We start from the raw sequence: 13,581 nt of genomic DNA, 5'->3' as shown, positions 1-13,581 counted from the left end.
GCCAGGGACTTGACGAGGCAGCCGTAAAGTCCGGGCAAGGAACCCTGCAACTGCAGAGGCCCGGTCCGTCGACCGGGCCCCCCAGATCCCCCTCCGTCACAGGCCTCCCTGAATCCCCCCGGATCCACCCCCGGAAGCCCTGATGCCAAGTAGGACCCGCGTAGCGCGCGAAGGGTTGCACGGTGGATGGGATTTATTTGATTCGGGCACAAGGTGCCGACAAATGGTCATGGACGTAGCGTTTCGGTCATGAATGATGACTCGTTGCAGAAGGATGTACTCAGCGAGCTCGGCGACGACAAGCTCCAGGAGATCGCCGGGCTGCTGGGTACGGACACCGCCGGGGCTCAGGACGTCGTGCAGAGCAGCGTCAGCGCGCTCTCCGGCGGCCTGGAGGAGAAGGCGGTCACCGCGACGCCGGAGGAGGCCGAGGAGGTCCGCCTGGCCATCGCGGACGCCGCGGAACCTCCCCTCCAGGGCGTGGCCACGCTCGGTGGCGGCCTGGGCGGGATGCTCTCCGGCGGCCTGATGGGCGGTGTCCTCGCCAAGATCGCCAGGCCGGCCGCGACGGCGGTCGCTAAGCGGACGGGGTTGCCGGTGGCGTCGGTGACGAAGGCGTTCGAGATCGTGCTGCCGGTGGTGGTGGCGGTGCTTTCGAAGCGGGCCGCGCGGGGGAGCAACCAAGCCGGCAGTCACACCAACAGTGACTTCCACTAGGACCCCTAACAGACTCGCTGGACGCAAAGCGCTCGGCTGGGAAATCCCAGCCGAGCGCTTGTCCGAACTCTGTTCACCGCGCGTCAGTGATCACGTGGTGCGACGCCCTCCAGAAACCGCCGTCTCCTTGGGGCCCTTCTCACATCCATGTCCGTTCTCCAAGCCCCGAAGGGGTCGGAACGCGGGACTGGGTCCTCGCCCGGCGATCCGCTCAGCAGGGGAGAGTGCTGCGGCCGGCAGCCCCGGTGGCGCCGGTGGTGCCGTCTGCGCTGAACGTGGCGGCGGTGCCGTTGCCGCCGGGCTTGCCGGGGCATACCGGGCTGGCCGCCCCGCCGACGCCGCCAGTGCCGCCGGTGTGGCTGCCGCCGGCCGTGGAGGCGCCGCCGTTGCCGCCCTTGCCGCCGGCGATGCCGGTACCGGCATCGCCGACGCCGCCTACGCCACCTTTGCCGCCGGTGCCACCGAGGGTGGCGCCGCCGCCGGAACCTCCGCTGCCGCCGTTGCCGTTGGCACCGCCGGCGCCACCCGCGCCACCGGCGCCGCCGGTGCTTCCGCTGCCGTCGCCGTTGCCGCCGGAACCTCCGCTGCCGCCGTTGCCGTTGGCACCGGCGGCGCCACCGGTGCCGCCGAGGCCGCCGAGGCCGCCGTTGCTCCCCACGCCGTTGGCACCATTGGCACCGGGGAAGCCGAGGGCGCCGAGGCTGATGTGGGTCCGGGCGCTGCCCGCGTCGGCCTGGGCCGTCGCGGAAGCGAGGGCTGGGGTGGCGGCGAGGCCGACTACGGCGATCGCGGCGAGCACGATGGTCCGGGAAATGGCGGTGGTGCGCGTGAAGCGCATGAGGTACGCCTTTCGGTTTACGCAGTCGGAGAAAATCTCCAACTGACAAACGATCAGCTTAGGTTGGAATGACTTGCCTCACGCTCCACAGGATGAGCAAATGTCCAGAAATAGATGGATTGACCGAACTTTGGCCGGAAGTTCCTGTATCTGGTGCCGACACGGCCTCATGGAAAGTCCCAGTCCGCGGATATACCGGGCCAGTTGCGTCCTGTACTGCCCGACCATGGTGGCGGCCCCGTTCTCGCAGCGCCCCGTTCATCTGTTGTGATAGTCGGAGCCGGGGTGCGTGGGCGGGCGCGGCTGGTGGCGCGGCGCGGGTTGCCTGCGGCGTTTTCCCCTACCCGCCCCTTCCCGAACTGGGGCTCCGCCCTCGACCCCGGTCCTCAAACGGCGCTCAAAGACTCACAGTCAGCCCGTCCGAGAGCCCGGGGTTACCCCTACATGCGCCACGAACCGCTCCGCCACCTCCGCCAGGACCTCCGCTCCGTCCCGCGCCCACAGTGCCTCGTTGAAGATCTCGACCTCGATCGGGCCGTCGTAGCCCGCCGCGTCGACCCGCTCCCGGAACCACCGGAAGTCGACCGAGCCGTCACCCAGCTGCCCCCGGCCGAGCAGCACGCCCGCAGGCAACGGCGTGACCCAGTCGGCCAGTTGGAAGGCGGCGATCCGCGAGCCCGCCCGCGCGATCTCTGCCCCCACTTGCTCGTCCCACCACAGGTGATACGTGTCGACGACCACTCCCACCCGCTCCACCGGGAACCGCTCCGCCAGATCCAGCGCCTGCCCCAGCGTCGAGACCACGCAGCGGTCCGCCGCGTACATCGGGTGCAGCGGCTCGATCGCGAGGCGCACACCGCGCTCCGCCGCGTACGGCGCCAGCTCGGCCAGGGAATCGGCGATGCGTTCGCGCGCGCCGTGCAGGTCGCGGCTGCCCGGGGGGAGGCCGCCTGACACCAGGACCAGCGTGGCCGTGCCCAGCGTCGCCGCCTCGTCGATCGCCCGGCGGTTGTCGGCCAGGGCCGGGCCCCGGTCGTCGCCGGTCAGGAAGCCGCCCCGGCACAGGCTGGTGACGGCAAGACCCGCGTCGCGCACCAGCCGCGCGGCGCGCTCGACGCCGTACTCCTGGACCGGCGTCCGCCACAGGCCCACGCCCGTGACGCCCGCCTTGACGCAGCCCTCGGCCAGCTCCGGCAGCGACCACTGCTTGATCGTCTCCTGGTTGAGGCTGAGGCGGGAGATCAAGAGGGGAGAGAGGGAAGGGTCAGGCATTGGGGACTCCATGGACCGTTAGAAGTGCACGCATTCGGGACTCCGCCAGCCCCGGGTCCGGGAACAGGCCCAGCCCGTCCGCCAGTTCGTACGCACGAGCCAGATGCGGGAGCGAGCGCGCCGACTGGAGGCCGCCGACCATCGTGAAGTGGCTCTGGTGGCCCGCCAGCCAGGCGAGCAGCACCACGCCCGTCTTGTAGAAACGAGTGGGCGGCTGGAATAGATGCCGGGACAACTCGACCGTCGGGTCGAGGAGTTCACGGAAGCCCTTACTGTCGCCCGTGTCCAGCACCCGCACCGCCTCCGCCGCGAGCGGCCCCAGCGGGTCGAAGATGCCGAGCAGCGCATGGCTGAAGCCGTGGTCGTCGCCCGCGATCAGCTCGGGGTAGTTGAAGTCGTCCCCCGTGTAGCAGCGCACGCCGCGTGGCAGCCGGCGCCGCACCGCGATCTCGCGTTGGGCGTCGAGCAGCGAGATCTTGATGCCGTCGACCTTGTCCGGGTGGGCCGCCACGACCTCAAGGAAGGTCTCGGTCGCCGCGTCCAGGTCCGCGCTCCCCCAGTAGCCCTCCAGCGCCGGGTCGAACATCGGGCCCAGCCAGTGCAGCACTACCGGTTCGCGCGCCTGACGCAGCAGATGAGCGTACGTCGCGAGGTAGTCCTCGGGGCCGCGTGCCGCCGCGGCCAGCGCCCGTGACGCCATCAGGATGGCCCGCGCCCCGGTCGACTCGACGAGGGCGAGCTGCTCCTCGTACGCCGCCGTGACCTCGGCCAACGACCGATCCCCGACAGCCAGTTGGTCGGTGCCGACGCCGCACGCGATCGCGCCGCCGACCGCCTTCGCCTCTGCCGCCGAGCGCCTGATCAGCTCCGCCGCGCCCGCCCAGTCCAGGCCCATCCCCCGCTGCGCGGTGTCCATCGCCTCTGCGACGCCGAGGCCGTGCGACCACAGGTGGCGCCGGAAGGCGAGTGTGGCGTCCCAGTCGACCGCCGCGGGCGAGTCGGGCGACACGTCGGCGTACGGGTCGGCCACCACATGGGCAGCCGAGTAGACCGTCCGGGAGGCGAGCGCCGAGCCGCCCAGCGGGAGCGCGAGCGGCACGGCCCTGGGTTCGTACGGGCGGGTGCGCCCGTCGGCGTACGGCAGGAGGATCGTCACAGCGAGAGCTCCGGTACGTCGTAACGGCGGCCCTCGGCCGAGGACTTGAGGCCCAGCTCCGCCAACTGCACACCACGCGCGCCCGCGAGCAAGTCCCAGGTGTACGGCTCGTCCAGAGCGATGTGGCGCAGGAACAGCTCCCACTGCGCCTTGAAGCCGTTGTCGAAGGTGGCGTTGTCCGGGACGTCCTGCCACTGCTCGCGGAACGACTCGGTCGCGGGAAGGTCCGGGTTCCAGACCGGCTTCGGCGTGAAACTTCGGTGTTGGACACGGCAGTTGCGCAGACCGGCGACGGCCGAGCCGTGGGTGCCGTCGACCTGGAACTCCACCAGCTCGTCGCGGTGCACCCGCACCGCCCACGAGGAGTTGATCTGGGCGACCGCGCCGCCCTCCAGCTGGAAGATCCCGTACGCCGAGTCGTCGGCGGTCGCCGCGTACGGCTTGCCCTGCTCGTCCCAGCGCTGCGGGATGTGCGTCGTAACGTGCGACTGGACCGTCCTGACCCGGCCGAACAGCTCGTGCAGGACGTACTCCCAGTGCGGGAACATGTCGACCACGATGCCACCGCCGTCCTCCGCCCGGTAGTTCCACGAAGGGCGCTGCGCGTCCTGCCAGTCGCCCTCGAACACCCAGTAGCCGAACTCGCCGCGCACCGAGAGAATTTCGCCGAAGAAACCGCCGTCGATCAGGCGCTTGAGCTTGAGCAGGCCCGGCAGGAAGATCTTGTCCTGTACGACGCCGTGCTTGATCCCGGCGTCGCGCGCGAGCCTGGCCAGGCCGAGCGCCGCGTCGAGCCCGGTGGCCGTCGGCTTTTCCGTATAGATGTGCTTGCCCGCCGCGATGGCCTTCCTGACGGCCTCCTCGCGGGCGGAGGTGACCTGCGCGTCGAAGTAGATGTCGACGCTTTCGTCGGCGAGGACGGCGTCGAGGTCCGTAGACCATTCGGTCAGCCCGTGCCGCTCCGCAAGCTCCTTCAGTGCATGCTCCCGCCGCCCCACCAGGACCGGCTCCGGCCACAGGACTGTGCCGTCGCCGAGGTCCAGGCCGCCCTGCTCGCGGATGGCGAGGATGGAGCGGACGAGGTGCTGGCGGTACCCCATCCGCCCCGTGACGCCGTTCATGGCGATGCGCACTGTCTTGCGTGTCACGAATGTTCCCTCCGTACGGCCATAGCAAGCGCTTTCTATAGGCTATGAAGCTAGCCTGCGGACAGCGACTCGGACAAGACCCGGAGGACGACCAGATGACAGTGACCTTGGCGGACGTGGCAGCCCGCGCCCAGGTGTCGCCGGCCACCGTCTCCCGTGTGCTGAACGGCAACTACCCGGTCGCCGCCACCACCAGGGAGCGGGTGCTGCGCGCGGTCGACGACCTCGACTACGTACTCAACGGGCCGGCCAGCGCACTGGCCGCCGCCACCTCCGACCTCGTCGGCATCCTCGTCAACGACATCGCGGATCCCTTCTTCGGGATCATGGCCGGGGCGGCGCAGTCGCAGATCGGCGGCCAGGAGGGCACGGGCCGGGCGGGCGGCGAGAAACTCGCGATCGTCTGCAACACGGGCGGCTCCCCCGAGCGCGAGCTGACCTACCTCACGCTGTTGCAGCGCCAGCGCGCCGCCGCGGTGATCCTGACCGGCGGCGCGATCGAGGACCCCGGGCATCTGGCCGCGGTCGCGTCGAAGCTGGCGAAGCTCACGGACGCGGGCACCCGGGTGGTGCTGTGCGGCCGGCCGCCGCTGGGCGGGGACGACGACGGATCGTCGATCACCGCCGCACTCACCTTCGACAACCGCGGTGGAGGGCAGCGGCTGACAGAGCATCTGCTGGCGCTCGGCCACCGGCGGATCGGTTACGTCGCCGGGCCCGTGGAGCGCACGACCACCCGGCACCGGCTTGAGGGCCACCGCGACGCGCTGGCCGCTGCGGGACTCGACGCGGACCAGGAGCGGCTCACACTGCACGGCCCGTACGACCGCGCTTCCGGCTACGACGCCACCATCGAACTCCTGCGCCGCGCACCCGACTTGACCGCGATAGTCGCGGCGAACGACACGGTGGCACTGGGCGCGTGCGCGGCCCTGCGCGACCGGGGCCTGCGCATCCCGGCCGACATGTCGGTGGCGGGCTTCGACGATCTGCCGTTCGCGGTGGACGCGGTGCCGGCGCTGACGACCGTACGGCTGCCGCTGTACGAGGCGGGCGCGCGGGCGGGCCGCCTGGCCATGGGCCGCGAGACGCCGCCGCCCGGCGGCATCGCGTCGGTACCGGCGGAGCTGATGGTGCGGGGATCGACGGGGGCACCGCGGGGCTGAGGCGCCGACCGCCCGGCCCATGGCTTACGACTTACGGCGCCAGCGCCCGCGCCACCGCGTCGAAGAATCGGGCGTGCGCCGCGCGGCTGGCCGGGAGTTCCGGGTTCCAGGGGATGACGCGGGCGTCGCCGACGCGGGCCGGGTCCAGTGGGGCCGCGTTGGAGCGGGCGTCCGCCAGGGCGAGGTGCGGGGCGAGCGAGACGGCTTCGGACCAGCCGGTCGTCGACCAGTTCGCGCCGCCGCCCGGGGGCGGGTCGAGCAGCCGTACGCCCAGGTCGGCCAGGGCCCGCAGGTCGGGCCAGGCGTGCGGCCTGGCCAGGTGGACCTGGTCGGCGCCGGCCGCGGAGAGGGCCAGTACGCCGGGCGGGTCCGGTTGGGCCGCCGCGGTGCGCAGCCGCTCGCGTGCCGCGTCCAGGGCGGCCGTGGCCGCGGGGTCCTCCGTACCGCCGAGCGAGGCCGCGAGCGCGGCGAACCGCTCCCTGACCTCGTCGAGCGACCGCCCCTGGCCCACGTCGAGCACCACCAGCGGCACCTGCTCCTCCAGGTGCTTGGCGGCCTCGGGGGCGATGCCGTACGCGAGACTCCCGCCGTAGCTGACGGCCACGACGAGATCGGGAGCGGCGGCCAGCAGCCGCTCCGGGTCGAGGCTCTCGCCCGCCCCGAAGTAGGCCACTTCGTCGAGCGCGAGCAGACCGGACTTGGCCCGGTCGGGGGCGTCGCCGTCGTGGTAGGAACCGAAGATGCCCAGGGGGGTGATGCCGTGGTCCAGGAGGGTCGCTCCGGCCTGTATGTACGCGACGACCCGGGTGGGGCGTCGTGGGGCCGACGAAAGCTGTCCGCGGTCGTCGGTGAAGGTCCAGTTGCCTGCGCCTGTGGGTGCGGGTGTTGGTGTGGGTGCTGTCATGGTCCAGTCCTGCCCCACCGGGGTCTTCCGTACGCGGGCGAGCCGCCGTACCGTTGACTCAGTCAAAGAAGACACGCAAGCCCCGGAGTGGATCCGAGCATGCCCATTCATGAAATCCGCGCGTTCAACCGCTTCTACACGAACCTCATCGGCGCGCTCGACTACAGCAAGCACCTCCGCGCGCCGTACACGCTGACCGAATCCCGGGTCCTGTACGAGCTGGCCCACTCCTCCCGCACGGACGCGGTGGACCTGCGTGTGACGCTCTCCATCGACGCGGGGTATCTGAGCCGCCTGCTGACCAAGTTCGAGCGGGCGGGCCTGGTGGAGCGAGGTCCGTCCAGGACCGACGCCCGCCGCCAGCGCGTCACCCTGACGCCGCGCGGGCGGGAAGCCGCCGCGCTCCTCGACGAACGCTCGCGCGAAGCCGTGGGCTCGCTGCTGTCCGGCGTATCGCCCGAGGACCGGCCGCGCCTCGCGGCGGCGATGCGCATGGTCCGCGACCTTCTCGGCCGGACCGGGACCCGACCCCCCGAAGGGCCCGTTCTGCGCGACCCGGTCCCCGGCGACCTGGGCTGGATCGTGCAGCGGCACGGCGCGCTGTACGCCGCCGAGTTCGGCTGGAACACCGACTTCGAGGGGCTGGTGGCCCGCATCGTCGCGGACTTCGCCCAGGATCACGACCCGTATCTGGAACGGGTGTGGATCGCCGAGCTGGACGGACGCCCGGTCGGCTCGGTGATGTGTGTACGGGACGACACACCCGGCACCGCGCGCCTGCGGCTGCTGTTCGTCGACCCGGCCGCGCGCGGCCACGGCCTGGGAGAGCGCCTGGTCAAGACGGTGGTGGAATTCGCATACGAGGTGGGCTACCGGGAAGTCGTGCTGTGGACCAATGATGTGCTCGTCGCCGCGCGCAAGATTTACCAGCGAGCCGGCTTCACGCTCGTCGCCGAGAAACCGCACCGGTCGTACGGCGTGGATCTGGTCGGCCAGGACTGGCGACTGACCCTGCAGAAAGGAACAGCAACATGAAGTACGCCTTCTCCACCCTCGGGGTGCCGGGCATGCCGATGCGTGACGTGGCGCGCCTGGCGACCGCCACCGGCTACCAGGGCGTGGAACTGCGCGCCCACCCCGAGGAGCCGATCCACCCGGGCAGCAGCGTGAGTGAACGCGCGGACGCCGTGGCGGAGTTCGCCCGTGAAGGCATCGAGATCCTGACCGTGTCCGGATACGCGCGGGTGGCGGCGCCGGGTGAGGACCTGCCCGTGCACGAGGAGATCGACGGCCTGTTGCGTCTCGCCCACGACCTGGGCGCCTCCTACATCCGGGTGTTCCCCGGCGGCGGCGACGAGCAGAGCGCGGAGGAGGCCGACGCGACGGCGGCCCGCCGGCTGGGCGTGGCGGCCGAACACGCGGCGGACCTCGGCGTACGCATCCTCATGGAGACCCACGATTCGCACCGCACCGGCGCAGCCGCAGCCCGCGTGCTGGGCCCGGTCGGCCACAAGAACGCGGGCGCGCTGTGGGACGTGATGCACACCTGGCTGGGCGAGGAGACCCCGGCGGCCTCGCACGCGGTCCTGGCCCCCCAGCTCGGCTACACCCAGGTCAAGGACATCGCGTCGGCGGAGGACAAGACCCCGCTGGCCCTGGGCGCGGGCGTGCTGCCGCTGGCCGACTGCGTGGCGCAGCTGGCGGCGGCCGACGGCGGCCACGCGGACACCTGGCTGTGCTGGGAGTACGAGAAGCGCTGGTACCCCCAGGCGGCGGAGCTGCCCCCGATGCTGGCGGCGGGGCGGGAGTATCTGGAGGGGCTGGTGGCGGCGGCGCGGCGCTGAGGTGGGGCGCGGGCGGCGGGCGGCAACCTGAGTGGCTCACGCCCGGGCCCCGCGCCGCCTCCCGCGCCTGCTCGTGCCGCTCAAAGCGATTCGCGGCTGCCCGAGTTTCCGTACCTTTGATGCATGAGCACCTTGCGGGAAGAGCTGCATGCCCTGGTCGACCGGCTGCCCGAGGAACAGGTGGCCCCGATACTGGCCATCGTGCGGGAGAGCAGCCCCGCCGAGGACGGTGGCACGGAGTGGCCGCTGCCTGATTGCGTAGGCACGCTGTCCAGTGGCAAGGGTGACCCGGGCCGCCCCCGCCCCGCGAACGAGGCCAGTGCCACCCCGCTCACCAGCAGCGCTGCCGCGCACCAGCGCAGCGGGCCGACCGGCTCGCCCAGGAGCAGCGCCGCCGAGGACATTCCGAAGACCGGCACCAGGAGCGAGAACGGGGCGACGGACGACGCGGGGTAGCGGCGCAGCAGGTAGCCCCAGGCGCCGAAGCCGAAGATGGTCGTGACCCAGGCGACGTACAGGATCGCGCCCGCGCCGCCCCAGTCCAGCGCGCGCAGGGCGGCCAGGTCCGCCTCCGGGCCTTCGAACAGCAACGACAGGGCGAGCAGCGGCAGTACGGGCACCACACTCACCCACACCATGAAGTTGAGCGCGTCGGGCGCGCTCGCCTTGCGGGTCAGCACATTGGAGACGCCCCAGCAGGCCGCCGCGGCAACGACCAGCACGAAGCCGAACAGTGGCCCCGACGCACCCTCGTCCACGGCGGCGACGACGATCCCGCCGAGCGCCACGGTCATACCGAGAACCCTCAGGCGGCCGGGCCTCTCACCGAGGGCGAGCGCGGCGAACAGGACCGTGAACACCGCCTGGACCTGTAGCACCAGCGAGGAGAGCCCGGCGGGCATTCCCGCGTCCATACCGGTGAAGAGCAGCCCGAATTTCCCTACGCCCAGAGCGAGTCCGACGCCGATCACCCATTTCCAGGCGACCTTGGGACGGCCCACGAAGAAGACCGCGGGCAGCGCCGCGACGAGGAAGCGCAGGGCGGAGAAGAGCAGCGGCGGGAAGTGGTCGAGGCCGACTTCGATGACCACGAAGTTGACCCCCCAGAGGGCGGCGACGAGCGCGGCGAGAGCGATGTGTGCGGGGCGCATGCCTTGAGGATCGCCGCCTGCGACCATGTAGCACCAGCACGGATTCCTTCATGATTGAATTCAGTGTTGCTTATGAGTGAGCACGAGTGAGTACGAATGAAGGGGTGCGGGGTGCTCGATCTGTCCCGGCTGCGCGCACTGCACGCGGTCTCCGTCCACGGCTCGGTCGGCGCGGCCGCCATCGCGCTCGGCTATACGCCCTCCGCCGTGTCGCAGCAGATAGCCAAGCTGGAGCGCGAGACCCGTACGACCCTGCTGGAGCGGCAGGGCCGGGGGGTGGCGCTCACCGAGGAGGCGCGCCATCTGGCCGATACCGCGCAGGAGTTGCTCACGATCATGGAGCGGGCCGAGACGACCCTGGAGGAGCGCAGGGGGCGACCAGGCGGCCGGCTCTCGATCGGCGCCTTCGCCTCGGCGGCCCGCGGCCTGCTCCCCGGCGTACTGGCCGAACTGGCGCACCGACACCCCGCGTTGGACGCCCGGATGACCGAGGTTGACCCGCACCTCTCGGTGGATCTGGTGGCTCGGGGCGTGATCGACCTGGCTGTGGCGCACGACTGGGACATCGCCCCGCTGCCCGCCCCGGAGGGCGTGGAGCAGGCGGTCATCGGCGATGATCTGTGCGACCTCCTCGTGCCGGAGCGGCACCCGCTGGCCGCGCGGAAGTCCGCACGGCGTGAGGACCTTTCGGGCCAGCGGTGGATCTGCCAGCCGCCCGGCACGGTCTGCCACGACTGGCTGGTACGCACCCTGCGCGCCGCCGGCTGCGAACCGGACCTGGTGCATCAGGCGGAGGAGAACCACACCCAGATCGCCCTGGTCGCGGCGGGCCTGGGGGTCGCGATGATCCCCCGCCTGGGCCGCGGCCCGCTCCCGCCCGGCGTGCACGCCGTCTCGCTGGACCCGGTGCCGGTCCGCCGCCTCTACGCCCTGTGGCGCACGGGCGCGGCCCGCCGGCCCGCGATCACCGAGACCGTACGCACGCTCCAGGAGCACTGGCCGCAGGTGGGCGCGCAGGAAGGTCAGCAGTAGCCCGTCTCCCTGTCCGGCATCAACAGAACCATCATCAGAACTATCAACAGAACCATCCGTAACATTTCCGGAAATCCCCGCATTCCGGGGAACCTTAGGCGAACCGTTTCCGTCCAACATGCGTGCTGCCGGTGAGTCTCCGCAGAGCGGTGTCGGCCCTCGCTGCTGGCTGCGATCGCTGACTCCCCTCTCCACCCGCCTGCGGGCGGCAGCACAGCCGCCACCGGTGCGCCCCCCTTCGTATGCGCCGGTGGCGGCTCCCTGCCCGGCACGGGTTCTGGCGCGGGTCCCGGCACCGGATCCGCGCGCCGGTCCCCCGTTCGGCCGCTTCCTGGGGTCGGCAATGCCTTTCTCCTGCCGCGCCTCTTGACCTGGCAGTTATTTTCCGGATATCCGTGAGTCATTGGCAGTTTCTTTCAACTCCCTTGCCAAGCTTGTCGAGTACGGCCGGAAGGAGCTCACGTGCAACATCACCGCACCTCCAGACGCACCCTGCTCACCGCGACCGCCGCGGTGGCCGCCGCAGTCGCCACCGCGCCCGTCGCGGTCGCGGACACCTCATCGGCTTCGGTCAAGGACCGACCTCAGGGCCATCTGAAGCGGCTCATCTCCCGGATGAGCCTGGAGGAGAAGGTCGGCCAGCTCTTCGTGATGCGGGTGTACGGGCACTCCGCCACCGCGCCCGACCAGGTCGACATCGATCTGAACCTCAAGGAGATGGGGGTCAGGACGGCTGCCGAGCTCATCGCGAAGTACCACGTCGGTGGCATCATCTACTTCGTCTGGGCGCACAACACCCGCTCCCCGCACCAGATCGCCGACCTCTCCAACGGCATCCAGCAGGCCGGGCTCGCGCAGCCCACTCCCCTGCCGCTGCTCATCTCCACCGACCAGGAGCACGGCATCGTCGCCCGGGTCGGCAAGCCCGCCACGCTGATGCCCGGCGCGATGGCGCTCGGGGCCGGCGGCTCGCGTTCCGACGCGCGCAAGGCGGCGCAGATCGCGGGCGCCGAGCTGGCCGCGATGGGCATCGTGCAGAACTACGCCCCGGTCGCCGACGTCAACGTCAACCCGGCCAACCCGGTTATCGGCGTACGGTCCTTCGGCTCCGACCCGCAGGCCGTGGCTGAGCTGGTCGCCGCGCAGGTCAAGGGGTATCAGGGCGCCGGGGTCGCCGCGACGTCCAAGCACTTCCCGGGCCACGGCGACACCAAGACCGACAGCCACTACGGGCTGCCCAGCATCGACCACACCGCCGAGCAGTGGGAGCAGTTGGACGCCCCGCCGTTCCGGGCCGCGATCGCCGCCGGTATCGACTCGATCATGACCGCGCACATCCTGGTCCCGGCCCTCGACCCGGCCGAGGACCCGGCCACGCTGTCGCACCCGATCCTCACCGGGGTCCTGCGCGAACAGCTCGGCTACGACGGGGTCGTCGTCACCGACGCCCTCGACATGGCGGGCGTGCGCAAGAAGTACGGCGACGACCGTGTGCCCGTCCTCGCGCTCCTCGCGGGCTGCGACCAGCTGCTGAACCCGCCGAACCTGCCCGTCGCCTGGAACGCCGTACTCAAGGCCGTCCGGGACGGTGAGGTGAGCATGGCCAGGGTCGACGAGTCCCTGCTGCGGATCCTGCGGCTCAAGGAGAAGCTGGGGCTGCTGCGTGACCCGTATGTCTCGCACCGGGGGGTGGACCGGACCGTGGGGACCCGTTCGCACCTGGCGACGGCGGACCGGATCGCCGAGGAGACCACGACTCTGCTGGCGAACAAGGCGCGGCTGCTCCCCCTCAACCGGCGGCAGCACCGGAAGATCCTGGTCGTCGGCGCCGATCCCGCGTCCCCGTCCGGGACGACGGGACCGCCGACCACCGTCCTGGCCGACGCACTGACCGAGCTGGGCTTCACCGTCACCAGGCTGCCCACCGGGACCGCCCCGACCCAGGCGAAGATCAACGAGGCGGTGGTGGCGGCCGCCGCGGTGGACGCCGTGATCGTGGGGACGTACAACGTCTCGGCCACCAGCACGCAGCGCACGCTGGTCAGCGCGCTGGGGGCGACCGGGGTGCCCATCGTGACCGTCGCGATCCGCAATCCGTACGACATCGCGCAGCTCAGCGGGTTCGCCGCCAGTGTGGCGACGTACTCCTGGACCGATGTCGAACTGCGCGCCGCCGCGCGGGTGATCGCGGGCAGGGCGGATCCCGAGGGACGGCTGCCGGTGCCGGTGCAGCGGGCGGACGACCCGACCAAGGTGCTCCATCCGGTCGGGTACGGGCTGTCCTACTAGAGGTCGGGGACGGGCTGTCCTGCTGGAGCCTGCCGAGGGCACTGGGCAGGACTGCCCCATCCGG

Annotated in this window: 12 protein-coding genes; 6 read left to right on the top strand and 6 right to left on the bottom strand. The window is 71.3% G+C overall.

Annotated elements, in window-relative coordinates; translation table 11 throughout:
* Nucleotides 1-249: 249 nt before the first annotated feature.
* Complete coding sequence (locus tag ABCR94_RS06720; RefSeq protein ID WP_347118115.1) at nt 250-717, top strand: DUF937 domain-containing protein; 468 nt, start codon at nt 250-252, stop codon at nt 715-717.
* A 211-nt stretch (nt 718-928) separates the two neighbouring features.
* On the opposite strand, the gene ABCR94_RS06715 is transcribed toward ABCR94_RS06720, so the two are convergent.
* From ABCR94_RS06715 to ABCR94_RS06700, 4 genes are all read right to left on the bottom strand, one after another.
* Nucleotides 929-1,555: a hypothetical protein gene (locus ABCR94_RS06715; RefSeq protein ID WP_347118114.1), complete on the bottom strand. Its 627-nt coding sequence runs from the start codon at nt 1,553-1,555 to the stop codon at nt 929-931.
* A gap of 411 nt (nt 1,556-1,966) precedes the next feature.
* Nucleotides 1,967-2,827, bottom strand: coding sequence for a sugar phosphate isomerase/epimerase family protein (locus ABCR94_RS06710; RefSeq protein ID WP_347118113.1), 861 nt, complete (start codon nt 2,825-2,827; stop codon nt 1,967-1,969).
* Entirely contained in the window at nt 2,820-3,983 is a 1,164-nt protein-coding gene (locus ABCR94_RS06705) for a dihydrodipicolinate synthase family protein (protein WP_347118112.1), read from the bottom strand. The genes ABCR94_RS06710 and ABCR94_RS06705 overlap by 8 nt, the downstream gene beginning before the upstream one ends.
* A complete protein-coding gene (locus tag ABCR94_RS06700; protein ID WP_347118111.1) occupies nt 3,980-5,131 on the bottom strand; it encodes a Gfo/Idh/MocA family protein in 1,152 nt (383 codons plus the stop codon). Before ABCR94_RS06700 ends, ABCR94_RS06705 begins: the two co-directional genes overlap by 4 nt.
* A 95-nt stretch (nt 5,132-5,226) precedes the next feature.
* Here ABCR94_RS06700 and ABCR94_RS06695 point away from each other — a divergent pair, with 95 nt between their 5' ends.
* A complete protein-coding gene (locus ABCR94_RS06695) occupies nt 5,227-6,297 on the top strand; it encodes a LacI family DNA-binding transcriptional regulator (protein WP_347118110.1) in 1,071 nt (356 codons plus the stop codon).
* Nucleotides 6,298-6,328: 31 nt separating this feature from the next.
* Here the strand turns inward: ABCR94_RS06695 and ABCR94_RS06690 are convergent, their stop codons facing one another.
* Entirely contained in the window at nt 6,329-7,201 is an 873-nt protein-coding gene (locus ABCR94_RS06690) for a substrate-binding domain-containing protein (RefSeq protein ID WP_347118109.1), read from the bottom strand.
* Nucleotides 7,202-7,300: 99 nt separating this feature from the next.
* Between ABCR94_RS06690 and ABCR94_RS06685 the strand changes: the two genes are divergently transcribed.
* Both ABCR94_RS06685 and ABCR94_RS06680 read left to right on the top strand, forming a co-directional pair.
* The gene (locus ABCR94_RS06685; protein WP_347118108.1) at nt 7,301-8,236 is read left to right on the top strand and encodes a bifunctional helix-turn-helix transcriptional regulator/GNAT family N-acetyltransferase; all 936 of its coding nucleotides are present in this window, start codon (nt 7,301-7,303) and stop codon (nt 8,234-8,236) included.
* Nucleotides 8,233-9,045: a sugar phosphate isomerase/epimerase family protein gene (locus tag ABCR94_RS06680; protein WP_347118107.1), complete on the top strand. Its 813-nt coding sequence runs from the start codon at nt 8,233-8,235 to the stop codon at nt 9,043-9,045. The genes ABCR94_RS06685 and ABCR94_RS06680 overlap by 4 nt, the downstream gene beginning before the upstream one ends.
* Before the next feature lie 80 nt (nt 9,046-9,125).
* On the opposite strand, the gene ABCR94_RS06675 is transcribed toward ABCR94_RS06680, so the two are convergent.
* On the bottom strand, nt 9,126-10,196 hold the full coding sequence (locus ABCR94_RS06675) for an EamA family transporter (protein WP_347118106.1): 1,071 nt from the start codon (nt 10,194-10,196) through the stop codon (nt 9,126-9,128).
* A gap of 111 nt (nt 10,197-10,307) precedes the next feature.
* Here ABCR94_RS06675 and ABCR94_RS06670 point away from each other — a divergent pair, with 111 nt between their 5' ends.
* The gene (locus tag ABCR94_RS06670) at nt 10,308-11,228 is read left to right on the top strand and encodes a LysR family transcriptional regulator (protein ID WP_347118104.1); all 921 of its coding nucleotides are present in this window, start codon (nt 10,308-10,310) and stop codon (nt 11,226-11,228) included.
* 462 nt (nt 11,229-11,690) lie between these two features.
* The gene (locus ABCR94_RS06665) at nt 11,691-13,517 is read left to right on the top strand and encodes a glycoside hydrolase family 3 protein (RefSeq protein WP_347118103.1); all 1,827 of its coding nucleotides are present in this window, start codon (nt 11,691-11,693) and stop codon (nt 13,515-13,517) included.
* The last annotated feature ends 64 nt before the right edge of the window (nt 13,518-13,581 follow it).

Origin of the sequence: Streptomyces changchenzhani (assembly GCF_039766235.1) — a bacterium.
In the GTDB taxonomy this organism is placed as follows: Bacteria; Actinomycetota; Actinomycetes; order Streptomycetales; family Streptomycetaceae; genus Streptomyces.
The sequence above is the reverse complement of the archived record's forward strand: the minus strand, read 5'-3'. Positions and strand labels throughout refer to the sequence as shown.